Origin of the sequence: Streptomyces atratus (assembly GCF_014648655.1) — a bacterium.
Lineage (GTDB): Bacteria > Actinomycetota > Actinomycetes > Streptomycetales > Streptomycetaceae > Streptomyces > Streptomyces atratus.
The window spans coordinates 338,203-361,873 of sequence record NZ_BMRN01000001.1; the positions used below are offsets into that span (position 1 = coordinate 338,203).

Sequence of the window (23,671 nt, forward strand, 5' to 3'; positions counted from 1 at the left end):
GAAGCGGGCCCAGCGATCGTAGAGCCCACCTATGCAACTTACTGAGGCTTTACCTAGTTCCCGTTCCCGGGGCAGAAGGAGGCAGGATGTTGGCCATGCCCAACGTTTCCCCCTCAGGCCCCCCGATGGCCGCGAGCCCCCTCACCGTCGCCGTGCTCGAAATCGACGAGTACATCTCCGGCCTCGGCTGGGACCAGCCGGCCCGGCTCTTCGCTCTCGTCGACACCGCCCGGCTGCGGACCCAGGAGCCGGGCCTCGCCACCCAGCTCGGTCTCGACAGCTCCGACACCCCGACCGCCTCACTCACCCCCATCGAGCAGGAGGAGCTTCCGCCGGGCACCGCCCTGGACGAGTTCCTCGCCACGATCGCCTGGCCCGACGCAGTGATCGGATGCGCGATGACGGTGGAGCGGCTGATGCTGCCGCCGTCCGCCGAGGCCTCCGTGCCGAAGGGGCTCAGCGATGCCCAGCTGACCAAGTGGGTCGCCAAGCACCCGGAGCGCCAGGAGGTGCGGATGACGGTGGCCGTCCTTCGGGACGGTACGCGCGAGTCGGCCGTACGGCTCCGCGAGAAGGACTCCCCGAGCGAGGTGCGGACCGGCGCCGGCCTGGTGCCCGGGCTGGCCGACGCCCTGGCCGCGACCTTCGAGGCCTGACCCCGCCGCGTCCCCGCCGAGGGGGCGCGGTCAGCCTGCCGAGCAGCTCGGCAGGTCGGCCGTGTCCCCCGCCCGGATCTTCTCCAGCGACTTCTTCGCGTCGTCGATTGTCTTCACCTTCACCAGCGTGAGTCCGCTCGGGATGTCCGAGGCTGCGGCCCTGCAGTTGTCGTTCGGCGTCAGGAAGTACCGGGCGCCCGCGTTGCGCGCGCCGACCAGCTTCATGTTGATGCCGCCGATCGGGCCGACCTTGCCCTTGTCGTCGATCGTGCCGGTGCCCGCGATGAACTTGCCGCCGGTCAGCTGCCCGGGCGTGAGCTTGTCGACGATGCCCAGGGAGAACATCAGACCGGCGCTCGGGCCGCCGACATCGGCGAGCTTGATGTCGATCCGGAACGGGAACGTGTGGTCCGTCCCGGCCTGGATGCCGACGATCGCGCGGTTCTCCTTGGGAGCCTTGGCGGTGGTGATGACGACCTTCCGGCTGCCCTCGGGCTCCTTGCCTGCCTTCTCGGCCGCCTGCGCCGTCTTCGCCGGGATGATCGTGAACGTGACGTCCTCGCCGGGCTTGTGGCGGGTGACGAGCTTCGCAACGTCCTCGGGCTGCTTCACCGCGTTGCCGTCGACCTGCTTGATCACATCGCCGGCGTGCAGTTTGCCCTGGGCGGGGCTGCCCTTGATGACCGTGGAGACCACGACGCGCGACGACACCGGGATGCCCAGCTCGGTCAGGGCGGCAACCTTGGCGCTCTCCTGGGACTGGCTGAACTCCTCGGCGTTCTCCTGCGTCGACTGCTGCTCGGTCTTGCCGCCGGGGTAGAGCGTGTCGTGCGGTACGACCACGCTGTCGTGGGCCAGCCAGCCGTAGACGGCCTCGACGAGGTTCATGTTGTAGTCGGCGCCGGTGACCCTGACCGTCGTCATATTGAGGTTGCCGGACGTCGGGTACGTCTTGTGTCCGGAAATCTGCAGGACCGGTTCGCCTTCGACCTTGCCGAGGGTGTTCACCGTCGGGCCCGGAGACATCTCCGAATACGGCACGGGAATCAGCACGCCTGCGCAGAGCAGCGCAATGAGGATCAGCGTGGAGGCGAGCATCGTCGCGGTGCGGCGTGGCATGGAACGACAGTACGGGAAGGGTCTGTCAGTGCACCGTCGGGGCCGGTCCGGACGGGGCGTGGAGCCGGGCATGGCGCTGTGCCGGAGGGCATCGGCAGCGGGCACCGCTGTGCGGATTGGCGACTGCGTACGTTCGACGGAGGATCAGACGACATCGGAACCGGAGTGCGGTTTCTCCATCGCCTCACGGAACCGGGCATACCCGGCGAGTTCTGAGACATCACCGGCCGTGTGATTACGGGTGGCCCAGCTTCCCCATATCGCAGCACCGAGTGCAGCGAAAAGCGGAATCAGCAACCAAGCGAGTGCTGCCATTACGACCTCCCTACCCCATGAGTGACCGCAACTGACCGATCAGCAGATTAACCATCTGCAGGATCAACGCTCACGGCAGGGGTGCGGTTACGCAAATCGGGCCGGCCTACCACCCGATCGGCTTGCGCTCAGCAGGCGCCTACCCACTCCTCGGTGCCGTCCGAAAAGCGCTGGTGCTTCCAGATCGGAACCTCGCGCTTGAGGTCGTCGATCAACTTGCGGCACGCCTCGAACGCCTCGGCGCGGTGGGGGCAGGAGACCGCGACGACCACAGCGAGGTCGCCCACTCGGAGGTCGCCCACCCGGTGGACGGCGGCCAGCGCCCGGACCGGGAATTCCGCGACGACCTTCTCGGCCACCCTGCGCAATTCGTCCTGAGCCGAGGGGTGGCAGGAGTACCCGAGCGCACCGACGTCCTGACCGCCGTCGTGGTTGCGCACCGTACCGACGAAGAGCGCCGTGCCGCCCGCGGCGTCGTCCCCGACCGCCCGGAAGATCTCGTCGACCGACAACGGCGTGTCGCGCATCGCCAGCAGCCGGATGGGGTCGCTTGCCGCCTGCTCGCCGGGGTGGTCGTGGGTGGAAGCCATGGGACCCATGGTGCCGTACCGCGCCGACATCGTGGAATAGCGTTTTCCACCGGCGGACCGCCCCTGACCTTGGAGCCTTCTACAGACGGGCCGCAGCCGCCTAGATCCGGCGGCGGGCCTTGCGGGCACGGCGGACCAGGGCGGCGGTGCCGAGCAGCGCCACAGTCGCACCGGCGGCACCTGCCGCGGTGGCGTCCTTGCGGCCGAGTCGGCGTCCGGCGACGGTGTGCCGGCCCTCGACCTCTTCGAGGAGCGCGGCGAGCACCTCCTCGTTGGTCCAGCTCGGGCGCCAGCCCGCGTCGTGCAGTCGGCTCACGCTGACCACCCAGGGGTGCATCGTGTACGCCAGGTCGCCCGCCGGGGACGGGGTGAGGCCGATCCGGTGCAGCCGGGCGGCGGCGCCGAGTGCCACGGCGGAGGGCAGTTCCATCCGGCGGACGCCGCTGAGCTCCTCGACCTCCTCCTGTTCGAGCCAGCCGTCGCAGCCGACCGCGAACTCGCCGTCGATCTTTTCCAGCGCGGCGTACTCCAGGGCCGTGACCAGGTCGTCGACGTGGCAGAACTGCCAGGCGGGGCGTGATCCGGCGACGACCAGGAGGCGCGGCGACTCGAAGTAGCGGGTCAGCGCGGTGTCCGTACCGCCGACCAGGACGGTGGGGCGGACCACGGTGACATTGAGGCCGGGGTGCGCGCGGGGTGCGCGACGCCCGAGCCGTTCGATCTCCAGGAGGTCGCCGACGCCGGTGGCCTCCGCCGTGGCACGCAGTTCGGCGTCCTCGGCGAGAGGGATGTCGTTGTCTGGCAGCGCCCCGTAGACCATCGCCGAGGTGCACAGCACGACCCGGTGGACCCCGACGGCCGCGGCGGCCGTCAGCACGGTCTGGGTGCCGCGCACGTTGTAGGCGGTGCGGGCGGCGGGGTCGGTCTCCAGGTCGAGATCGAGTGCCAGATGCACGACGACATCTGCGCCACGCAGCTTCTCCGCGATGGCGGGATCCCGTACGTCGAGGATGTGCCAGGTCGCCTCGGAGACTTCTCCTCGGCGTTCATCGATGGCGATGACCTGCTTGATGTCCTCGGACGCCGCGAGGCGTGCGGTGAGCAGCTCACCGACGCCCCCGGCGGCTCCGGTGACCGCGACGACGGGGCCACGGTTCCTGGAGCGGCTCTTTACGGGCTTGTTCTCGGTCGAGGGGTCGGACAGGTTTCGCGCTGCGCGAACCTGAGGATCTGGGGAACTCACCGGGCGTCTCCAGCGGTTGTCTTCAGTACGTACCCGAATGACGCGTACGTACCAGGTGGCGTCCATCCTGCCGCAGGCCGGGAGCCGGCGGAGCACTGAGGCCCCAAGCGGACTTTTGGTGTCTACGCTGGATGGTGATGTCGGGCAGTCGCCGTCGGTTCGAGCCGACGGCCCTACGAGCCGAGGAAACCCGTGAGTGACACCCCATTCGGATTCGGCCTTCCGCCGGAGGAGCCGGAGAACGGCGACAAGGGCAAGAAGAAGGACCCCACCGGAGGTGGGCAGGGTTCCGGCGGGCCGGCGAACCCGTTCGGCTTCGGGCCCGGCGCGGGCGGGGACAACCCGTTCGCGGCGATGTTCGGCACGATGAACCCCAACGACCTGGGTGCGGCCTTCCAGCAACTCGGCCAGATGCTGAGCTACGAGGGCGGTCCCGTGAACTGGGACATGGCCAAGCAGATCGCCCGCCAGACGGTCTCGCAGGGCACGCCGGACGGTACCAAGGACGCGAGCGTCAGCCAGTCCGAGCGGTCCGCGGTCGACGAGGCGCTGCGGCTTGCCGACCTCTGGCTGGACGGCGTGACGTCGCTGCCCTCCGGTTCGGTCTCCACCGTGGCATGGAGCCGTGCGGAGTGGGTCGAGGCATCTCTCCCTGCCTGGCAGAAGCTGGTCGACCCGGTGGCCGAACGCGTCGGTCTGGCCATGGGCGATGTGCTGCCCGAGGAGATGCAGGCGATGGCGGGCCCGCTGATCGGCATGATGCGGTCCATGGGCGGCGCGATGTTCGGCCAGCAGATCGGGCAGGCCGTCGGTGTGCTGGCGGGCGAGGTGGTCGGTTCGACCGACATCGGGCTGCCGCTGGGCCCGGCGGGCAAGGCCGCGCTCCTTCCGCTGAATGTGGAGAGGTTCGGTAAGGACCTCAGCGTGCCGCAGGACGAGGTGCGGCTGTATCTGGCCCTGCGCGAGGCCGCCCACCAGCGGCTTTTCGCCCATGTTCCGTGGCTGCGCTCGCATCTGTTCGGCGCCGTCGAGGGGTACGCGCGCGGCATCAAGGTCGACACCAGCAAGCTGGAGGATGTGGTCGGCCAGTTCGACCCGTCGCAGCCCGAGCAGTTGCAGGACGCCCTTCAGCAGGGCATGTTCCAGCCGGAGGACACGCCGGAGCAGAAGGCCGCTCTGGCCAGGCTGGAGACGGCGCTCGCACTGGTCGAAGGCTGGGTGGACGCGGTGGTGCACGAGGCGGCTGAGTCCCGTCTGACCTCGGCGGACGCACTGCGCGAGACCATGCGCAGGCGCCGCGCCTCCGGCGGGCCTGCCGAACAGACGTTTGCCACGCTCATCGGCCTTCAGCTGCGTCCGCGGCGGCTGCGTGACGCCTCGCGTTTGTGGGCGTCGCTCACGGACGCCCGCGGTCTCGACGGGCGCGACGCCCTGTGGGAGCACCCCGACATGCTGCCGACCGCCCAGGACCTGGACGATCCGGACGGCTTTGTGCACCACGAGCAGCTGGACTTCTCCGAGCTGGACAGGATGCTCGGAGAGGCCGCGAAGGGTCCGCAGAAGCCCGAGGGCGATGCGGGCGGCGCGGGCTCCGAGGGAGCCGACGACCGGAAGAGCGACGGCAAGGGCGAAACCGACCAGTGAGCCTGTACGACGACGCCGTTCTCGTACTGAAGGGGTACGAGAACCGGGTGGACCCGGCCCAGGAGGAACTGCGCCAGGTCTATCTGGACCATCTGGCCCGTCATCCCGACGGCCTGTGGAAGGCCTGTGAAACCGGACATCTGACAGCCAGCGCACTGGTGATCGATCCGGAGCGCGGCCGAGTCCTGCTCACCCTGCACCGCAAGCTGAAGATGTGGCTGCAGATGGGCGGCCACTGCGAGCCGCAGGACACCACGCTGGCCACCGCGGCGCTGCGTGAGGCCACCGAGGAGTCCGGCATCAGCGGCCTGACTCTGCTCGCGGGCGGACCTGTGACGCTGGACCGCCACCGGATCCCCGCACCCTGTCACTGGCATCTGGATGTGCAGTACGCGGCGCTGGCGCCGCCGGACGCGACGGAACAGATCAGCGATGAATCGCTGGACCTGCGCTGGTTCCCGTACGACGAGGTCGCGTCGGTGGCCGACACATCGGTCGTACGGCTGATGACGCGCGTCCGCGCAGCGCTGGAGCAGCGCCGGTAGGGGCGACATGCGGCACGGGTGAGGGGCGGTCTCCAGGGAGACCGCCCCTCACCCGTGTTGTCCGTGCCGGTGCACTGCGGCTCAGTTCCAGGAGTTGTTCTGGTTCTGGCCGTGGGCGCCTTGCTGGCCCATTCCGTACTGGGCCCGGACGCCCTGGCCGATCTCCTGGTTCTGCGGGGGCAGCACCTCGCTCGGCTGGACCAGGGCGAAGCCCTGGCCGAGGAAGCTGAGCTCCCAGCCCTCGCCGGTGGTGCCACGCCGCCGCCAGACGCCCGAGGAGTGCGTCTGGGCCTGCATCTGCACGCGCAGGGAGCTGGACCAGGCGACGATCGCGTCGGCATCGGCATTGACGTACTTGTCCGGCGTGACCTGCATCATCAGCGGCTGGCCCGAGGTCATCAGAGCCACCTTGCCGGTGCCGGAGATGTTGAGCTGGTACTTGCCGGTGCCCGAAATGCCGTACTGGCTGTCCACCGCGATGACCTCGGTGTGCAGCGAGGAGTCGAGCGCCAGAACGTAGGCGCTGTCCACCGTCATGCCGTCATGGTCGACGTCCACGACATGGATGTACTGCGCGAGGTTGGCGAGGTAGACGGTGCCCTGCCCGGAGCAGCGCATCAGGTCGAGTCCCTCGCCGGTGCTCGCGCGGGCGCGGCGCTGCCCGTGCGAGCGGTACTCGCCGTCGAACTCCATCAGTCCCTGGTAGGCGACCATGGCACCCTTGCGGGCGAGGACGTCGTCCTGGCCGGTCAGCGAGACCCGCAGGAGCTGCGGGTTCTGGACGGTGTACCTGTCCTGGGACTGCTGTTCCGTGTAGCTGAAAAGCGGACTCTGCATGGTTGTGTTCTCCCTCCCCCTCAGTTCCGGACCCGCAGGCGGTCGGTACTGTCCTCGCTCGGCTGTACGACGACGATGCCCTGGCCGGAGAATGCCATCTGGTACGCCTCGCCACTGCCCCGCCCGATGAGCGAGGATGCCTTGAAGCTGCGCTTGCCCTTCACCTTGAGGTTCGGGGACCACGCCACGAGGGCGTCCGGGTCGACGTAGGTCTCGTCCTCGCCGCGTCCGCAGTCGACGACGATCGGTGTGCCGCGCGAGGTGATGGCGACCCAGCCGGTGCCCGAGATGCAGACGTTCCACAGGCCCTGGCCGGCGAACTTGGCGAGGCCCTTGACCCGCTCCACTCCCCAGGTGAGATGGCCGTCGAAGGCGAGGACGTTGGTGCCGTTGACCGAGAGGGAGTCGTTGTTGAGGTTGATGACGACCACATCGGCGCCGTAGTCGGCGAGGTAGAGCAGTCCGTCGCCGGAGCACTTCATGATCGGTGCGCCCTCGCCGGTGATCCACTGGGAGGCGATCTGGCGGACGGCGGGCGGGTTGGGTTCGTACTGGATGAAGCCCTCGTACGCGACCATCGAGCCGGTACGTGCGTAGAGGTCCTGGCCGGTGGCCATGGCGACCTTGAGCATCGTACGGCCGTGGTTCTCCATACGGGCCGTGACGGGGGTCGGGGCGTAGCCCGCGAGTTGCTGGTTCATGACGGGCTCCCTCAGACCTCGTAGGGCTGGACGACGATGAAGTTTCCGGGAGCGCCCCGGAACTGAAGGTTCACGGTCTCTCCGCTGTGTCCGGGGTACGCGTTGCGGCGCAGCCGGACCTGGCTGGAGATGATCACCTGGGACGCGGACGACCAGGCCACGACGGCATTGCAGTCGGCGAAGGTGGTCGGGGTGACGGGCAGGACGACGGGGACGCCGTGGGTCTTGACGACGACCGTGCCGGTGCCCTGGAACTGCATGGTGAACAGGGCACCGCCGGGGATGCCGTGGCCCTCGATCCTGCGGACCTCGTACTGCAGCGACTCGTCGAAGGCGAGAACGTTCTCCGCCGAGACGCAGATGCCGTCGCCCTGCAGCTCGATGGCGTGCAGATGGGAACCGTCCTCAGCGAGGAAGACCTGTCCGCGGCCGGTGCAGCGCATCAGCTGCATTTCCTGGCCGGTGGAATTGCCGACGATACGGCCCGCGAAACCGGCACCCTTGTAGCCGAAGTCGACCTTGCCCTGGTACATCACCATGCTGCCCTGGCGGGCGAGCACGGGCGTACCGCCCATGGTGAGGTCGACCCGCATGAGCTGCTGGTTCTGCGGGGTCCAACGCTGCCCGGTGGCCGTCTCCTTGTACGGCTGGAGCGCGGCCTGAAGACCTGCCCCGGCCTGCGGCACGCCTTGCGGTACGCCCTGGGGCATACCCGGCGGCTGCATTCCGGGAGGTTGCTGGCCGTACGGAGCGGGGGCCTGCTGCCCGTACGGGGCGGCGGGCTGCTGGCCGGGGATCTGCCCGAACTGCGGCTGCTGGGGCGGCTGTCCCGGCTGCCCGTACGGAGCCGGAGCGGGGGCGGGTGGCGGCACCGTGCCACCGTGCGCTGCCATCGGGGCTGCCATCGTCGGCGCGGCATGCATCTGCTGCTGCAGCGTGGGGGCCGGGGCCTGAGCGGCCGGGGCGCCGAAGGACGGGGCCGGCTGCGGGGCTTGGGGTGCCTGCGGCGCTGCCGGGGCACCGAAGGACGGGACGGGCGCCGGTGCGGCTGCCTGGGCAGGCGGGGCGAACGACGGGGCGGCTGCCTGCGGCTGAGGTGCGACGGGCTCCTCCTCGGCGACCTCGCCGCCGAAGTTCTTCAGCAGCGCGTCGAGACCACCGTCGAAACCCTGGCCGACGGCGGCGAACCGCCAGACGTCCTTCAGGTAGAAGTCGCCCAGCATCACCGCACGCTCGGTGGTGAACTCCGAACCGTTGAAGGCGTACCTGACGACTTCCTCGCCACCCGCGACGATCCGGATGTACCCGGGGCCGACCTGGGACATCTGCCCGGCACCGTCGACCGTCGCCGTGAACGACAGCTTGTGGATGTTCGCCGGAATGCGGTCCAGAGTGACGCGGAACGACTCGGTGTCACCGGCCTGGGCGCCGAGGAGCTGAATGGACTCCTCGGGCGATTTAGGCTGATTGAAGAAGATGAAATACCGGTCGTCGGAAAGCTGCTCATTGGCATCGAGGCCGAAGCAGCTGATGTCAAAGGTCAGTCCGGGGCCGGCGATCTGCACACCTACGTACAGGTCCGTCCCCGGCGTGAGATCGCTGATCTTGGCCTTGTGGCCGCGCTGGAATTCCCTGGCCATGCGTAACGACCGTCCCCCATCCCGAATGTGAATGCGTCGCGCCAGGCTAACCGCAAACTCCGACATTGAGCTAAGTCGGTACACACCCGGTACAGAATCACCGAACGTCACTCGCCGCGCGCAGCAGGCAGATGCGGCAGCCGGTCGGCCGCCACCACCCCTTCGAGGTAGCCGCGAGCCCGCTCGGTCCGCGGGTACGCCTCCAGCAGCCGCCAGAATCGCGGACCATGACCGGGGACCAGCAGATGCGCGAGCTCATGGACGAGCACGTAGTCGACAACGTACTCAGGCATGCCCTGCAGCCGGTGCGACAGTCGGATGCTGCCCTCCGCCGGGGTGCAGGAACCCCATCGGGTGTTCTGATTGGTCACCCACCGCACCGACGCGGGTCTGGCCCGGTCCTGGAAATACTGGGCGGACAACCGTTCGGCCCGCTCAGCGAGTTCGCTGTCGCCGAGGATGCGTTTGCTCTCCTGGGCCGCGAGTTTGTCGAGCATCACATTCACCCAGCGCTGCTCCTCGGCCTCCGACATCCGCGCGGGGATGAGCACGATGGTGCGGTCTCCCTCCCTGTACGCGGAGACCGTTCTGCTGCGGCGATTGCTCCTGCGGACCTCGACCGCGCTCGTTGCCGAGGCGCGGGGCGGACGGTCCGCAGCGCTGCGCGGATGGGTTCCGGCGCTGCGCGCGGGGGTCTCCCCGGCGAAACCGGGTGACGGGTCGGCGGGCACGCCATGACGTTACCCGGTGCCAGTGGGGGAAGTCCCGCCTCCGGACGGTTCGCGCTCGATCCGCTCCACGGCATGCACCATTTGAACGACTAATACCCCATGCCTGTGGATAACTTTCTGCACACTTCGACGCCGGCCTGCATTCTGACAACGGATCTCGCGGAGATCCGGGCCACAGCCCACGCACAGAGATCATGGAACACAGACCGGGGGAACACCGTGTATCCGATGTTGAAGCCCGCACTGCGCCGCGCATGGCGCGGCCGGGGCACCGTGCAATTCGGGGTGACCCCCGCTCATGCGGTGAAGCTCAGTCCGATGGATATCGCAACGGGCTGTTTTCTGGAACTGCTCGACGGTACGCGCGGCCTGCCACTGCTGCGCGAGGAAGCCCGTGCGTTGGATCTGTCGGACCTTCAAGTGGACACATTGGTTAGCCGATTGACGGATGCGGGCCTGATCGACGATGTGCGGGCCGTCGGCTCGGAGGCCGATGCGTTACGGAACCGACCCGGCGCCCTGGAGCGGCACCGCCCCGACCTGGCGTCGCTCTCCGTCGTCCATCCCGAGCCGGGCGGCGGGATGCGGCGACTGGCGGCCCGCCGGGCGATGCGGGTCCAGGTGCGGGGTGCCGGCCGGGTCGGTGCCGCGGTCGCGGCGGTGCTGTCCGGATCCGGCGTGGGCCGGGTGGAGGTTCTGGACGGCGGGTGCACCGAGCCGTGGGACGTCTCACCCGGCGGGCTTCCACCGGCTGCCGTCGGGGAGCGCAGGGACACCGCCGCCCGGCAGTTGGTGCGCAGGTCCGCCGCAGGTTCGGCTCCCCGGGCATCGGAGACGGCGGGTTCCTCGGCGGGTGGTGAGCCGGGACTGTCACTGATCGTGGTCGCCCCTCGCGACGGCCTAGGTGTGTACGCCCCCGACCCGCGTCCGGCCGAACCGTGGATCGCTTCGGGGACTCCCCATCTCTATGCCGGAGTGATGGAGGCGACGGGAGTCGTCGGTCCCCTGGTCCTGCCCGGGGGTACGGCGTGCGCGGGATGTCTGGCGCTGGAGCGTGCGGACCGGGATGAGCAGTGGCCCAGGATGCTGTCTCAGTGGCAGTCCGGGCGGCGCACCGCCGTGCAGGCCTGTGACCTGGGGCTGGCGACTGCGGTGGCCGGTCTGGCGGCCGCCCACGCACTGTCCTTTCTGGACGGGGAGCTGCCCGCCAGTACGGGGACCCGCTGGGAGGCCGCGCTGCCGCTGTTGGACTGGCGGTCCGAGCGGATCGGAGCGCACCTCGGCTGTTCCTGCGGAGCGGCTGGGCACACTGAGGGGGAGCGCGTCTCCGGGGTCGAAGCGGCGCACGACACAATGGCCGGGTAACCGCCGCACGCGGTACGGCAGTCTGGGATTTGGAGGGGCTCATGTCTGATCTTCCCCGGAAAGCGGTCACCCGTACCGCCAAGTTGGCCGCCCTGCCACTGGGGTTGGCCGGCCGCGCGACGTGGGGTCTGGGCAAGCGGATCGGCGGCAAGTCGGCGGAGTTGGTCGCCCGGGAGGTGCAGCAGCGCACTGCGGATCAGCTCTTCAAGGTCCTGGGCGAGTTGAAGGGCGGGGCGATGAAGCTGGGGCAGGCCCTGTCCGTCTTCGAGTCGGCGCTGCCCGAGGAGGTCGCCGGACCGTACAGGGCGGCGCTCACCAAACTGCAGGAAGCCGCACCTCCCATGCCCAGCGGCACCGTGCACGCGGTGCTGGAGGAGCGGCTCGGCGAGGACTGGCGGGAGCTGTTCCTCGAATTCGAGGACAAGCCATCGGCCGCCGCATCGATCGGTCAGGTGCACCGGGCGGTGTGGCACGACGGGCGGGAAGTCGCGGTGAAGGTGCAGTATCCGGGCGCCGGAGAGGCGCTGCTCTCGGATCTGACCCAACTCAGCAGGTTCGCCCGGTTGCTCGGTCCGTTGATCCCCGGAATGGACATCAAGCCGCTCATCACGGAGCTGCGCAACCGGGTCTCGGAGGAGCTGGACTACGAGCAGGAAGCACGGTCGCAGCGGGGCCACGCCGAGGAGTTCGCGGCCGACCCTGATGTGGTGATCCCCGGTGTGGTCCACCAGTCCGACCAGGTGCTGGTGACGGAGTGGTTGGACGGCGTTCCGATGGCCGACGTGATCGCGGAGGGCACGCAGGAGCAGCGGGACCGGGCAGGCCAGTTGCTGGCGCGCTTTCTCTTCTCGGGCCCCGCGCGCACCGGGCTGCTGCACGCGGACCCCCATCCGGGCAACTTCCGGCTGCTGCCCCCGGAGGGCGAGGCCGGACAATGGCGGCTAGGAGTGCTGGACTTCGGCACGGTTGACCGGCTGCCGGGTGGTTTGCCGCAGCCGATCGGGGACTCCCTGCGGCTGACGCTGTCGGGTGATGCGGATGCGGTGTACGAACTGTTGCGCGAGGAAGGGTTCGTCAAGGATTCGATCGACCTCGACCCGGTTGCGGTGCTCGACTATCTCCTCCCGATCATCGAACCGGCACAGGTGGAGGAGTTCACCTTCACCCGGAGCTGGATGCGCAATCAGGCGGCCCGGATTGCGGATCCCCGCTCCCCCGCTCATCAGCTCGGCAAGCAGCTGAATCTGCCGCCCGCCTATCTGCTGATACACCGGGTGACGCTGAGCACGATCGGGGTGCTGTGCCAGCTGGGTGCGGCAGTACGACTGCGTGACGAACTGGAGTCCTGGGTGCCGGGTTTCCTGACGGAGGATGAGCAGGAGTCCGTGGTACAGGAGTTGGCGGGCGAAGCGCCCGCCGGCGCCTAGGGCAGTCTTCGAGCCTCCGGGACCGGGCCCGAGTTGCACTTACGCCCCGGAGCGTCGCGCCCTCGGGCCATCGTGCCCTGGCGGCACCACCGGGGGCGTCACCACCAGGCAGAGTCGAGACGGCTCTCGATCGCCCTGATATGAGTGCGGGCGCACTCTTCGCAGAAGTACTGGTGTCTGCCGCTCTCCACGGAGCAGATCCAGGTCGGCGGTGCGCTCTCGCCGTCGGCGGAGGTACCGCACAGGGCACAGACGACCACGTCGGCGTCCCTGTGCGCGGGTTGCTGATTCCGGTGATGAGTCTCCTCGTCCACCTCGTGACGATAACTCCGTCGCTGCCGCGCCGCGCGGCACCACACAGCACGACCGCACAGCACGACCGCGGGGCCGGCCCGTTCGGACCGGCCCCGCGGAAGGGGTACTGGCTATGGGTACTGATTGCTGCTGGGCAGAGCGGCTGCCCGGCAGCGGGTGCTGCTGGTGTTCGGCCTGACTAGTGCATGACCGCCATGGCCAGCGCACGGCGGGCGCGCATCGAGGCGCGCTCGGCCCGGCGCTGCATCCGGCGCGCGGCGACCAGGCGCACGGCCTGGCGTTGCGCGTCGGCTTCCCTCAGGCGGTCGTGCATATGAGCACGAGCCAGGGCTTCTGGGATGAGTTGCATCTCGCGGGTCCTGTTCTGACGCGAGTCGTTCGCGCCGATGATCGTGACGTTCGGTGTTGCGGAGCCGACAGGCTCATTCGTGGGGACGGACATTGGTGCCTGATTTCGGGGATCGTGGGTGTGGGGGCGGTCGATGGTTCCGATGCGCTTCATGGGCTTGGGGGCCGTGACCCCCAGTCCGGCGGTCACGCCGCGACCGGGTTCTTGCGCGGACGACCACGCGGCCGCTTGCGAGCAACGACAACGCCCTGGATGAAGAGCTCGCCACCCCAGACGCCCCACGGCTCGCGACGCTCCTTGGCGCCGGCGAGGCAGGCCTCGACGAGCGGGCAGGTGCGGCAGAGGGACTTGGCGTACTCGACGTCGGCCGGCGACTCGGCGAAGAAGACCTCCGGGTCGTAGGAACGGCAGGGGACGGGCACGCCGAGGTTCTCGATGGCGTCGTCGAGCGCGGTGAGCGCAGTGAGGGGGATCAAGGTGGAGTCCTCCGTGAGGCCGGGCGGCAGGATCGTTTCGGAAGGCGGTACGGACGGGGCGTGCGCTTCGAGTTGCACGGTGGGTGGTGTCCTCGTCTGGTCGTTCCGGCCTGTTGGCCGGGGGCGGCTGGTACCGGGTGTTGCTTGTCCCGAGGCTCCTTCGCGCTGTCTCGTCCGTTTGGACAAAACAAAAGGGCCGCGGATCCCGAGTGGGGTTCCGCGGCCCTGAAGGCGCCGGCCTGATTCTGAATCAGGCTGGATCACTCCAGGGTTCAGGCCCACGGAAGGCCCACATCGTGTGGTGCATCGTCTGCTTGGCGCCGGATTCCGCTCCTGCACCGACGGCCGCAAAGGCATAGGCCTGGGCCTGTCCCTTCGCTACTGCTGCTGCCGGTGCCTGGGTCGGTCGCTCATTGCGCTCCCGCACGGGGAGGTTCGACAGGGACAGCGGGCTGACGCCGGAAATGACGGACAGACCGGTGCCACGCAGCGAGAACTCCGAAGAGCGGGCGAGGCCGAGCGAGCAGGCGGAGACGACCGAGAGATCGGTCATTTTGTTGGTCTCAATGATGCTGATCACTTCAATCGCCTCCTCTCGGCGTCTCGGGGGGACCGGCGGGCCGGTCCTGCGTATTCGGATAAGTACAGCACAGGACCAGGGCTTCAGAGAAGCCGCTGTTCCCGTGGTTAAGAACCTATGGTGATGACTGGGGCGGGCGCAAACTATTTTTTCGACGAGTTTTTCTCACACCTCGTCAACGGCGCCCCCGAGCCCTTCTTCCACCGTCTCACCTGCGCAAATGGCAAGGACCGCGGTCCCGAACCGGTCCAGCTTCCGCGCGCCGACCCCGGAGATCCCGGCCAGTTCGCCCGCGCTGCCCGGCACCGCCTCGGCGATCGCCATCAGCGTCTTGTCCGTGAACACGCAGTACGCGGGCTGGCTGATCTCCTTCGCCCGGACCGCCCGCCAGTCGCGCAGCCGCTCGTACAGTGCCTCATCCATGTCTGAGGGGCAGTCGTCGCAGCGCATCAGCTTCATCTCGCCCGCATCGGTGAGGGTCTTGCCGCAGACCCGGCATCGGGCGGGGCCGCGGCGGCCGCGTTTGACGACCGGCCCGGGGCCCCGTTCGATCCCGCCGCCGCCGACCGCGCCGCGCATACCGAGGGCCACTGAGCCGGGGCGCAGTCCGTTCAGGAACCGGCTCGGGCGCCGTCCGGCGCGGCCGCCGGGCGAGCGGGACAGCGACCATGACAACGAGAGATGGAAGCGCGCCCGGGTGACGCCGACGTACAACAGCCGACGCTCCTCCTCGATCTGCTCGTCGGTCTTGGCATAGGTGATCGGCATCATGCCCTCGTTGAGCCCGACCAGGAACACGGCGTCCCACTCCAGGCCCTTCGCCGAGTGCAGCGAGGCGAGTGTGACTCCCTGGACGGTGGGGGCGTGCTGGGCGGCTGCGCGCTCGTCGAGTTCCGCCACCAGATCGGAGAGCGTCGCCCCCGGCTTGGCCTGTTCGAAATCCTCGGCGAGCCGGACCAGTGCGGCCAGGGACTCCCAGCGGTCGCGCACAGCACCCGAGCCTGCGGGCGGCTCAGTGGTCCACCCCTTGGTGGAGAGCACCGCACGCACCTCCGCCGGCAGCCCCTCCGCGTCGTCGAGCAGGGAGTCGTTGCCCCCCGCACGGGCCGCGCCGCGCAGGGCGATGCCCGCCTCCCGTACCTCCGCGCGTTCGAAGAAGCGCTCCGCGCCCCGCAGCTGGTACGGCACGCCCGCGTCGGCCAGGGCCTGCTCGTAGATCTCGGACTGGGAGTTGACCCGGTAGAGCACGGCGATCTCGCCGGCCGGGACGCCCGCGGCGATCAGATCGCGGATGCGGCGAGCGGTGCCTTCGGCCTCCGCGGGCTCGTCCGCGTACTCCGTATGGGCGGGATCGGGGCCGGACTCGCGCTGCGAGACCAGTTCGAGCCGGTGCTCGGCGGCGCGGCCGCGGGCCTGGCCGAGCAGCCCGTTGGCCAGATGGACGACCTGGGGGGTGGAGCGGTAGTCCCGGACCAGCTTGACCACCGTCGCATTGGGATGTCGGGTGCGGAAGTTCAGGAGGTGGTCGGGGGTGGCTCCGGTGAAGGAGTAGATCGTCTGGCTGGCGTCACCGACGACGCACAGGGTGTCCCTGTCCCCGAGCCAGAGGTCGAGCAGCCGCTGCTGGAGCGGGCTGACGTCCTGGTACTCGTCGACGACGAAGTGCTGGTACTGGCGGCGGACGTGGTCGGCGATGTCGTGGCGGTCCTGAAGGATGGCGACGGTGAGAAGCAGCACATCCTCGAAGTCGATCACCGAGCGGTCGCGCTTCAACTGCTCGTACATCGCATAGATCTGGGAGATCTCGGCCGGATCGCGCGGGGCGTCCCGCTGGGTCTTGGCGACCACGGCCGGATAGTCGGCGGGCACGGTCTGGGTGACCTTGGACCACTCGATCTCGCTGGTGACGTCGCGCAGCTCGTTGCGGTCGAGCCGGATGCGGCAGCGGGCCGCAGCCTCGGCGACCAGCTGGACCTTGCGCTCCAGCAGCCGGGGCAGGTCCCCGCCGACCGCTTTCGGCCAGAAGTACTGGAGTTGGCGCAGGGCGGCGGAGTGGAACGTCCGCGCCTGCACCCCGCCCGCGCCGAGCTGGCGCAGCCGTCCCCGCATCTCGCCCGCGGCCCGGTTGGTGAACGTGACGGCAAGCACACTTGTCGGCTGGAGTATCCCCGCGCGCACCCCGTAGGCGATGCGATGCGTGATCGCACGCGTCTTGCCCGTACCGGCTCCGGCCAGCACACACACCGGGCCGTGCAAGGCCATGGCGACCTCGCGCTGCTCGGGGTCCAGGCCGTCGAGCACGGCGTCGGCCGACTCGGGAACCTGTGGGAAAAGGGAGGAATGCGTTGCTGCTGTCACCCCGCCATGCTGCCAGGTCGCAAGAGGCGGGCGCGGAGGTTGTCCACAGGGGGGCCGCATCTGTCGTACTAATGCGGGGGCAGCGGCGGGAATGGTGGTCGGCTCACGTACGTTCCCTTTCCGTGCGGCGACGCACTTTCCAGCTTCTCCGCGTGCCGGATGAGACGGATGAGACAGACGAGTCTGACAAGACTGACGAGACAGAGGAGCGCGAAGACATGTCGGGCACTGTGACGATGTACAGCACCACGTGGTGCGGCTACTGCCGTCGGCTCAAGAGCCAGATGGACCGCGAAGGCATCGCGTACAACGAGATCAACATCGAGCAGGACCCGGACTCCGCGGCCTTCGTCGAGAAGGCCAACGGGGGCAATCAGACCGTTCCCACCGTCCTGGTGGTCGGCTCCACGGGTGTCGAGGCCGTCATGACGAACCCGTCCCTGGCCCAGGTGAAGCAGGCGCTCGCCGCCTGATCCCGCCGCTCCCGCAGCACAGTCGCGCCCCCTCCGGTCGAGCACCGGAGGGGGCGTTCCTGTACACGTCCGGGAGCGCCGCGGCCCGTACGCCGTGCGTCAGCCGATGGTTCCCGGCCTCGGGAGCGGCTTGCCGTACCAGAGTTCGATCAGACGGGCCGCGATCGAGATGCCGAACGGGGGCATGATCTCGCCCGACTCGAAGGCCGCCGTCAGATCCTCGCGGGAGAACCAGCGGGCCTCCTCGATCTCCTCGCCGTCCACGTCGATCTCCGACGAGGTCGCCCGTGCCATGAAGCCCAGCATCAGGCTGGACGGGAACGGCCAGGGCTGGCTGGCGATGTACTCGACCTCGCCGACCGTGACGCCCACCTCCTCGAACACCTCGCGGGCCACGGACTGCTCGATCGACTCCCCCGGCTCGACGAAACCCGCGAGCGTCGAGAAGCGGCCCTCGGGCCAGTGCACCTGGCGGCCCAGCAGGGCGCGGTCCCGGTCGTCCGTCACCAGCATGATGACCGCGGGGTCGGTGCGCGGGTAGTGCTCGGCGCCGCAGGCCGGGCAGCGGCGGATGTGGCCGGCTGCCGCGATGACCGTGCGCTCGCCGCAACGCGAGCAGAAGCGGTGCAGGCGCTGCCAGTTCTCCAGAGCCACCGCGTGCACCATCAGGCCCGCGTCGCGGGGGCCGAGCAGCAGTCCGGCCTCGCGCAGGCCGGCCGGGCGGGCCGGCTGGTCCATGCGGCCGGGCAGGGAGTCCTTCTGGAGCGCGAAGTAGCTGACGCCGTCCTCGTCGGTGCCGAGAAAGTAGCGGTGGGTCTCGGTGACCGGGGCCTCGAAGGCCGGGGTCATGACGATCTCCGTACCGCCGTCGGCCGTGTCGTCGATCAGCACCTGCCCGCCGGAGACGACGAACACACGGGTGGTCGGGTGGCTCCACGCGGCGGACAGCCAGGCCTCGTCGAGGCGGTGGTGCGCCGCGCGGTCGATGCCACTGGGCGCCGTGAGACCGATGGGCCGGTCTGCGGTGGCGTTGTCGAAGGTGCTCACAGGTGCTTCCTACTCCCCCGGGATGGATCGGGTGTTCAGAGGATTCAGCGGAGTGCGGCGGCCAGCTCGCCCCAGAGGTGGGCGGCTGTCTCCACGCCCTTGAGCAGGAGGTCGAGTTCGACCTTCTCGTTGGGGGCGTGCCAGCCGTCGGACGGTACGGAGATGCCCAGGAAGAGGACGGGTGCGCCGAGCACGTCCTGCAGGTCGGCGGCGGGTCCCGAGCCTCCTTCGCGGGTGAAGAGGATCTTCTGGCCGAAGGCCCGTCCCATGGCGCGGGCCACGGCCTGCAGAGCGGGGTGGTCCAGCGGGGTCAGACAGGGGCGGGTGGCGGGGGCGAAGGTGATCCGGTGACGGACACCGGCCGGGACCTGTGCCTCGGCCCAGTCCCTGACCACCTGCTGGATGTGGTCGGGGTCCTGGCCCGCGACCAGCCGGAAGCTGATCTTCACCAGGGCGGAGGACGGAATGATCGTCTTGCTTCCGGCGCCCTGGTAGCCGCCGCCGATGCCGTTGACCTCGGCGGTGGGGCGGGCCCAGATGCGTTCCAGCGTGGAGTGGCCGGCCTCGCCCGACGCCGCTCGTGACTTGGCCGTACGCAGCCAGGTGGCCTCGTCGAAGGGCAGCTCGGCGAAGAGCGCGCGCTCGATGTCGGTGAGTTCCGTCACCCCGTCGTAGAAACCGGGGATCGCAACCCGTCCGTCCGCGTCGTGCAGTGCGGCGACGAGCCGGGCCACGGCGGTCGCCGGGTTGGGGACCGCGCCGCCGAACGAGCCGGAGTGGATGTCCTGCTCGGGGCCGTACAGCTCGATCTCGCACTCGGCGAGGCCTCGCATACCGGTGCAGACCGTGGGGGTCGTCTCGTCCCACATGCCGGTGTCGGAGACGATCACGGCGTCTGCGGTGAGCCGGGCGGCCTGCTCCTCGACCAGGGTGCGGAAGTTCGGTGAACCGGACTCCTCCTCGCCCTCGATCAGCAACTTGAGGTTGACGGCCGGGGTGGTGCGGCCGGTGGTGGCGAGGTGGGCCCGGACGCCGAGGGTGTGGAAGAACACCTGCCCCTTGTCGTCGGCGGCGCCCCGCCCGTACATACGGCCGTCGCGGATCACCGGCTCGAACGGGTCGGTGTCCCAGCCGTCCTCGCGGGCGGCGGGCTGCACGTCGTGGTGCCCGTAGACGAGGACGGTCGGGGCGTCCGGGTCGTCGGACGGCCACTCGGCGAAGACTGCGGGAGCGCCGGGCGTCTCCCAGATCTCGGCGACCGGGAAGCCGGTCTCCTTGAGCTTGGCGGACAGCCACTCGGCGCTGCGTCGTACGTCCCCGTCGTGGACCGGCTGGGCGGACACGGACGGGATGCGCAGCCAGTCGGCGAGGTCGTCGAGGAAGGCTGTGCGGTGCTGTTCGATGTACGTACGGACGGCGCTGTCCGGGGTGTCGCTCATGGCCTTGAGCCTAGTGCCTCGCCCAGTGGGGTTTGCCCGCTGAGGAGCGTCGTCCGGTGCGTGCGATCGCAAGGCGCCAAAGTGCCCTCGGATGGGGTCTCCCCTGCTCGAACGAAGCTGAGAGCTTAACGAAGCTGAGAGCTTAACGAAGGTGAGAGCTTGGGGAAGGAGCTGCTTGGGCCCTGCGGCAACGCGGCGAGCGTGCCGGGTGGCGCGACGGGGCAAACCCCACGGGGCGAGGCACTAGCCCGTGGGAGGTGGCTCGTCCAGCAGGAGCCGCTCAAGCTCCGCCCGGCCAGGGAGGCGGGTGGGGCGGACGGTCTCTCCGCTGCGTACGTACAGGAACGTGGCGGTGACATCGGTGAGCGGCAGATCGTGCAGCTCGGCCCAGGCCAGACGGTAGACCGCGAGCTGGAGGGGGTCGGCGGTGTTGGTGCGGGTGGTCTTCCAGTCGACGATCTCGTACGTGTCCCCGGTGCGGTACACCGCGTCGATACGGCCCCGGATCACCCGGCCGGCCAGAGTGATCTGGAACGGCGTCTCCACGCGGTACGGAGTACGGCGGGCGTACGGGGTGCGCTCGAAGGCCTCCTTGAGTGCGGCGAGGTCGCGCTCGTCGGCGATCTCGGCGTCGCTCTCGTCGCCTCCCGGCAGCTCGTCCGGCCCGAGCATGGGCAGCGGCAGCTCCTCGAAGCGGGACTCCACCCAGGCGTGGAAACGGGTCCCCCGGCGGGCCGCGGGCTGCGGAGGCCGCGGCATGGGGCGGGCCAGCTCCTGGGCGAAGCCGTCGGGGTCGTCGGCGAGACGCAGCAGCTGGGTGGCGGAGAGCGAGGCGGGTACGAGGACGTCGCGCACGGTGGCGCGGGCGCGGCGCAGTTCGCCGGTGAGGGCGTCGAGGTCGCGGTCCCAGGAGGCCAGTGTGCGGGATTCCTCGGGGGTGAGGCGCTGTTCCCCGGCGGGCTGAGGCGTGCGGGCCGCCGGGACGTGTGGTGTGGGAGCGGGGGCGTGCGGCGTGGGAGCCGGGGCCGGCGGGGGCTCCGTCGACAGGGCGTCCCAGTCGTCGGCCTCGTCGGGGTACGCCTCGCTGTCGGGGAACGGGTCGTCGTCGTAAGGGGCGTCGTACGGATCGTCGTACGGACCCGGGGCGTCGGACGGCGCCTCGTACACATCCGGAACACCCCCCGCCGCGGCCAGGGCCTCCAGATGTGCCATCACCGTGTCCGCGGCGGCCCTGCGGCGGGTCAGGGCGGTGTCGTCCAGGGGGAGCGGCCACGCCCGGTCGGCCTCCTCCTCGGCGAGGGCCGGGTTCTCCTCGTCCTCGGCCGGTTCGTCCGCCCAGGCCTCGATCTCGCCGTGTCCGGCCGCGCAGTGCTCGTACAGCGCATGCAGGAAGCCGGACGGGCCGCGCGGCTTCTTCTGGGTCGGGCCCCACCAGTGACCGGAGCCGAGCAGCAGCGTGCGGGGCCTGGTGAAGGTGACGTATCCCAGGCGGAGCTCCTCGGTGTGCTGGTGCTCCTTCATCTCCTCCTTGAAGCCCTTGAGCCCCTTGGCGTCCCAGGAGTGGATGACGGGGAGGGTGGCCGTGTCCCCGCGCAGGGCGTGCGGGAGGACCTTGGGCTGGGAGGTCCAGGCGTCGCGGGACTGGCTGCTGGGGAACTGTCCGGTGACCAGGCCGGGCACCGCGACGACGTCCCACTCCAGGCCCTTGGACTTGTGGGCGGTGAGGACCTTGACGGTGTTCTCGCCGCCGGGCAGGGCGTTGTCCAGGCCCTTCTCGTACTGGACTGCCGTGCGCAGGAAGCCCAGGAAAGCAAGGAGAGTGGCCTCGCCGTCGACGGCGGCGAAGCGGGCCGCGACGTCGAGGAAGTTGGCGAGGGTCTCGCGGCGGCGGGCGGCCAGGGCGTGCGGCGATGCGGAGAGCTCGACCTCCAGGCCGGTGGTGGCGAGGACGCGGTGCAGCACGTCCATCAGGGGGTCGGCCAGCGAGCGGCGCAGGTCGCGCAGTTCGGCGGCCAGGCGGGCGAAGCGGATGCGGGCGTCGGTGGAGAACGGAAGTCCGTCGTCCTCTCCTCCGCCCGATTCGAGGAAGGTGTCCAGGGCGTCGGCGAGCGAGATCACTTCGGCCGGGTCGATGCCTTCGACGGCCTCGGCGAGGCGGCGGTCGGGGTCGAAGTCGTCCTCGTCGCCATGGGCGGCGCGGTGGACGAGGAGGCGGGCGCGGCGGCCGAGGAGTGCCAGGTCGCGGGGGCCGATCCGCCAGCGGGGGCCAATGAGCAGCCGGACCAGGGAGGCGTTGGCGCCGGGATCCTGGAGGACCTCGCACACTGCGGCGAGGTCGGCGACCTCGGGCAGGTGCAGCAGCCCGGACAGTCCGACGACCTCGACCGGGATGTCGCGGGCCACCAGCGCGGCCTGGATCTCCGGGAAATCGCCCGCGGTGCGGCACAGGACGGCGATCTCGCCGGGCGCCTTCCCGGTCCTCACGAGGTGGGCGATCGAGTCGGCGAGCCAGTCGATCTCTTCGGTGTGGGTACGGAGCAGGGCGCAGCGGACGATGCCGTCGCGCTCGGCGCCCGGGGCGGGGCGCAGTGCCTCGACGCCTTCGTGCATGGCGCGCAGGGGCGCGGCGAGGCCGTTGGCGAGGTGGAGGAGACGGCCGCCGCTGCGGCGGTTCTCGCTGAGGGAGTAGCGGGTGGCGGGGGTGCCGTCGGCGTGCGGGAAGTGGAGCGGGAAGTCGTCGAGGTTGGCCACGGAGGCACCGCGCCAGCCGTAGATCGCCTGGCAGGGGTCGCCGACGGCGGTGACGGCATGACCGGTGGCCACCGCCCCGGTGGCCGCGCCGGACTGCGCCCCGGTCCCCGCCTCCGTGACCCCGGCCTCGGGGCCCCTGCCGAAGAGGGCGGAGAGCAGCAGGCGCTGGGCGACGGAGGTGTCCTGGTACTCGTCGAGCAGTACGACGCGGAATTCGTCGCGCAGGATCGCGCCGACCTCGGGGCGGGTGAGGGCCAGCTCGGCGGAGAGGGCGATCTGGTCGCCGAAGTCGAGGACGTCGCGGCTCTTCTTGGCCTCGCGGTAGCGGCGGGTCAGCTGCAGCAGCTCACGACGGGCCCGGGCGGCCTCGGGAATCCTGCGCAGCTCGGCATTGGTCAGCCGGGCCGTCTCCAGCGTACGGAGCAGGTCGGTGTCGTACCCCGCGAGCTGTTCGGGGCGTACGAGATGCTCGGCCAGCTCGGCGTCGAGGGCCAGCAGATCGCTGACCAGCGTGGGGAACGACCTCGTCAGGGCCGGATAGGGGCCGGGTGCCTCGCGCAGTACGCGTGCGGCCAGCTGGTAGCGGGTGGCGTCGGCGAGGAGGCGGGTGGTGGGTTCGAGGCCGATGCGCAGCCCGTGCTCGGTGAGGAGTCGGCCGGCGAACGCGTGGTACGTGGAGATGCTGGGCTCGCCCGGAGGGTTGTCCGGATCGATGGCGTCCGGATCGGTGACCCCGGCCGCGATCAGGGCCTTGCGGACGCGCTCGGCGAGCTCGCCCGCCGCCTTGTTGGTGAAGGTGAGTCCGAGGACCTGCTCCGGGGCGACCTGGCCGGTCCCCACCAGCCACACCACACGCGCCGCCATCACCGTGGTCTTCCCCGACCCGGCTCCGGCCACGATCACCTGCGGGGCGGGCGGCGCTGTGATGCAGGCCGTCTGCTCCGGGGTGAACGGGATCCCGAGGAGCTCCTTCAGCTGCTCGGGATCGGTGATGCGTGAGGACACCCGACAGAGGCTAACCGCGCGCACTGACAACGTGCCGGGGCCGCCGGACGGTCCGGGCGGCCGGT

The 23,671-nt window shown here is 69.9% G+C and carries 21 protein-coding genes; 6 read left to right on the plus strand and 15 right to left on the minus strand.

Annotation, left to right across the window (positions count from 1 at the left end; all coding sequences use genetic code 11):
* Positions 1 to 86: 86 nt before the first annotated feature.
* Positions 87 to 656: a PPA1309 family protein gene (locus tag IEZ15_RS01455; protein WP_229845679.1), complete on the plus strand. Its 570-nt coding sequence runs from the start codon at positions 87 to 89 to the stop codon at positions 654 to 656.
* Positions 657 to 686: 30 nt separating this feature from the next.
* Here the strand turns inward: IEZ15_RS01455 and IEZ15_RS01460 are convergent, their stop codons facing one another.
* The 3 genes from IEZ15_RS01460 to IEZ15_RS01470 form a co-directional block, all read right to left on the minus strand.
* The gene (locus IEZ15_RS01460; RefSeq protein WP_189273523.1) at positions 687 to 1,775 is read right to left on the minus strand and encodes a YlbL family protein; all 1,089 of its coding nucleotides are present in this window, start codon (positions 1,773 to 1,775) and stop codon (positions 687 to 689) included.
* Positions 1,776 to 2,218: 443 nt separating this feature from the next.
* Complete coding sequence (locus tag IEZ15_RS01465) at positions 2,219 to 2,680, minus strand: molybdenum cofactor biosynthesis protein MoaE (protein WP_189273525.1); 462 nt, start codon at positions 2,678 to 2,680, stop codon at positions 2,219 to 2,221.
* Positions 2,681 to 2,780: 100 nt separating this feature from the next.
* Entirely contained in the window at positions 2,781 to 3,923 is a 1,143-nt protein-coding gene (locus IEZ15_RS01470; protein WP_114246531.1) for an SDR family oxidoreductase, read from the minus strand.
* A 192-nt stretch (positions 3,924 to 4,115) separates the two neighbouring features.
* On the opposite strand from IEZ15_RS01470, the gene IEZ15_RS01475 reads away from it, so the two are divergent.
* Positions 4,116 to 5,567, plus strand: a complete 1,452-nt coding sequence (locus IEZ15_RS01475) for a zinc-dependent metalloprotease (RefSeq protein WP_189273527.1) — start codon at positions 4,116 to 4,118, stop codon at positions 5,565 to 5,567.
* Positions 5,564 to 6,112 carry an NUDIX hydrolase gene (locus IEZ15_RS01480; RefSeq protein WP_114246529.1) on the plus strand — a complete coding sequence of 183 codons (549 nt, stop codon included), beginning with the start codon at positions 5,564 to 5,566 and terminating at the stop codon, positions 6,110 to 6,112. Before IEZ15_RS01475 ends, IEZ15_RS01480 begins: the two co-directional genes overlap by 4 nt.
* An 81-nt stretch (positions 6,113 to 6,193) precedes the next feature.
* Here the strand turns inward: IEZ15_RS01480 and IEZ15_RS01485 are convergent, their stop codons facing one another.
* The 4 genes from IEZ15_RS01485 to IEZ15_RS01500 form a co-directional block, all read right to left on the minus strand.
* Entirely contained in the window at positions 6,194 to 6,949 is a 756-nt protein-coding gene (locus IEZ15_RS01485) for an AIM24 family protein (RefSeq protein ID WP_189273530.1), read from the minus strand.
* Positions 6,950 to 6,969: 20 nt separating this feature from the next.
* A complete protein-coding gene (locus IEZ15_RS01490) occupies positions 6,970 to 7,650 on the minus strand; it encodes an AIM24 family protein (protein WP_189273532.1) in 681 nt (226 codons plus the stop codon).
* A gap of 11 nt (positions 7,651 to 7,661) precedes the next feature.
* Positions 7,662 to 9,290, minus strand: coding sequence for a TerD family protein (locus IEZ15_RS01495; RefSeq protein WP_114246526.1), 1,629 nt, complete (start codon positions 9,288 to 9,290; stop codon positions 7,662 to 7,664).
* Between the two features lie 107 nt (positions 9,291 to 9,397).
* Positions 9,398 to 10,021 carry a M48 metallopeptidase family protein gene (locus IEZ15_RS01500; RefSeq protein WP_114246525.1) on the minus strand — a complete coding sequence of 208 codons (624 nt, stop codon included), beginning with the start codon at positions 10,019 to 10,021 and terminating at the stop codon, positions 9,398 to 9,400.
* A gap of 219 nt (positions 10,022 to 10,240) precedes the next feature.
* Between IEZ15_RS01500 and IEZ15_RS01505 the strand changes: the two genes are divergently transcribed.
* Positions 10,241 to 11,386, plus strand: a complete 1,146-nt coding sequence (locus IEZ15_RS01505) for a ThiF family adenylyltransferase (RefSeq protein WP_189273534.1) — start codon at positions 10,241 to 10,243, stop codon at positions 11,384 to 11,386.
* A gap of 41 nt (positions 11,387 to 11,427) precedes the next feature.
* Positions 11,428 to 12,813, plus strand: coding sequence for an ABC1 kinase family protein (locus IEZ15_RS01510; protein ID WP_189273537.1), 1,386 nt, complete (start codon positions 11,428 to 11,430; stop codon positions 12,811 to 12,813).
* A gap of 98 nt (positions 12,814 to 12,911) precedes the next feature.
* On the opposite strand, the gene IEZ15_RS01515 is transcribed toward IEZ15_RS01510, so the two are convergent.
* The 5 genes from IEZ15_RS01515 to IEZ15_RS01535 form a co-directional block, all read right to left on the minus strand.
* Positions 12,912 to 13,127, minus strand: a complete 216-nt coding sequence (locus IEZ15_RS01515; protein WP_189273538.1) for a hypothetical protein — start codon at positions 13,125 to 13,127, stop codon at positions 12,912 to 12,914.
* A 179-nt stretch (positions 13,128 to 13,306) separates the two neighbouring features.
* Positions 13,307 to 13,630 carry a putative WhiB-interacting protein gene (locus tag IEZ15_RS01520; protein ID WP_093897531.1) on the minus strand — a complete coding sequence of 108 codons (324 nt, stop codon included), beginning with the start codon at positions 13,628 to 13,630 and terminating at the stop codon, positions 13,307 to 13,309.
* Positions 13,631 to 13,662: 32 nt separating this feature from the next.
* Positions 13,663 to 14,031, minus strand: coding sequence for a WhiB family transcriptional regulator (locus IEZ15_RS01525; RefSeq protein ID WP_114246521.1), 369 nt, complete (start codon positions 14,029 to 14,031; stop codon positions 13,663 to 13,665).
* Positions 14,032 to 14,203: 172 nt separating this feature from the next.
* On the minus strand, positions 14,204 to 14,533 hold the full coding sequence (locus IEZ15_RS01530) for a hypothetical protein (RefSeq protein ID WP_114246520.1): 330 nt from the start codon (positions 14,531 to 14,533) through the stop codon (positions 14,204 to 14,206).
* Between the two features lie 165 nt (positions 14,534 to 14,698).
* Complete coding sequence (locus IEZ15_RS01535) at positions 14,699 to 16,951, minus strand: ATP-dependent DNA helicase UvrD2 (RefSeq protein WP_229845680.1); 2,253 nt, start codon at positions 16,949 to 16,951, stop codon at positions 14,699 to 14,701.
* Between the two features lie 158 nt (positions 16,952 to 17,109).
* On the opposite strand from IEZ15_RS01535, the gene IEZ15_RS01540 reads away from it, so the two are divergent.
* Positions 17,110 to 17,364, plus strand: coding sequence for a mycoredoxin (locus IEZ15_RS01540; RefSeq protein ID WP_093897475.1), 255 nt, complete (start codon positions 17,110 to 17,112; stop codon positions 17,362 to 17,364).
* A 99-nt stretch (positions 17,365 to 17,463) separates the two neighbouring features.
* Here IEZ15_RS01540 and nudC read toward each other — a convergent pair whose 3' ends face one another.
* The 3 genes from nudC to IEZ15_RS01555 all read right to left on the minus strand — a co-directional run bounded on the left by nudC (position 17,464) and on the right by IEZ15_RS01555 (position 23,606).
* A complete protein-coding gene (gene nudC, locus IEZ15_RS01545) occupies positions 17,464 to 18,411 on the minus strand; it encodes an NAD(+) diphosphatase (RefSeq protein WP_114246518.1) in 948 nt (315 codons plus the stop codon).
* Positions 18,412 to 18,455: 44 nt separating this feature from the next.
* The gene (locus IEZ15_RS01550) at positions 18,456 to 19,850 is read right to left on the minus strand and encodes a dipeptidase (RefSeq protein WP_189273542.1); all 1,395 of its coding nucleotides are present in this window, start codon (positions 19,848 to 19,850) and stop codon (positions 18,456 to 18,458) included.
* Positions 19,851 to 20,093: 243 nt separating this feature from the next.
* A complete protein-coding gene (locus tag IEZ15_RS01555) occupies positions 20,094 to 23,606 on the minus strand; it encodes an ATP-dependent helicase (RefSeq protein WP_189273545.1) in 3,513 nt (1,170 codons plus the stop codon).
* Positions 23,607 to 23,671 lie beyond the last annotated feature (65 nt).

What these genes read in the sequence shown, in the direction of transcription:
- IEZ15_RS01455 (WP_229845679.1), top strand. Translation starts at nt 87, where the DNA reads ATGTTGGCCATGCCCAACGTTTCCCCCTCAGGCCCCCCGATGGCCGCG.
- IEZ15_RS01460 (WP_189273523.1), bottom strand. Translation starts at nt 1,775, where the DNA reads ATGCCACGCCGCACCGCGACGATGCTCGCCTCCACGCTGATCCTCATT.
- IEZ15_RS01465 (WP_189273525.1), bottom strand. Translation starts at nt 2,680, where the DNA reads ATGGCTTCCACCCACGACCACCCCGGCGAGCAGGCGGCAAGCGACCCC.
- IEZ15_RS01485 (WP_189273530.1), bottom strand. Translation starts at nt 6,949, where the DNA reads ATGCAGAGTCCGCTTTTCAGCTACACGGAACAGCAGTCCCAGGACAGG.
- IEZ15_RS01490 (WP_189273532.1), bottom strand. Translation starts at nt 7,650, where the DNA reads ATGAACCAGCAACTCGCGGGCTACGCCCCGACCCCCGTCACGGCCCGT.
- IEZ15_RS01495 (WP_114246526.1), bottom strand. Translation starts at nt 9,290, where the DNA reads ATGGCCAGGGAATTCCAGCGCGGCCACAAGGCCAAGATCAGCGATCTC.
- IEZ15_RS01510 (WP_189273537.1), top strand. Translation starts at nt 11,428, where the DNA reads ATGTCTGATCTTCCCCGGAAAGCGGTCACCCGTACCGCCAAGTTGGCC.
- IEZ15_RS01520 (WP_093897531.1), bottom strand. Translation starts at nt 13,630, where the DNA reads ATGAAGCGCATCGGAACCATCGACCGCCCCCACACCCACGATCCCCGA.
- IEZ15_RS01535 (WP_229845680.1), bottom strand. Translation starts at nt 16,951, where the DNA reads ATGCGGCCCCCCTGTGGACAACCTCCGCGCCCGCCTCTTGCGACCTGG.
- IEZ15_RS01540 (WP_093897475.1), top strand. Translation starts at nt 17,110, where the DNA reads ATGTCGGGCACTGTGACGATGTACAGCACCACGTGGTGCGGCTACTGC.
- IEZ15_RS01550 (WP_189273542.1), bottom strand. Translation starts at nt 19,850, where the DNA reads ATGAGCGACACCCCGGACAGCGCCGTCCGTACGTACATCGAACAGCAC.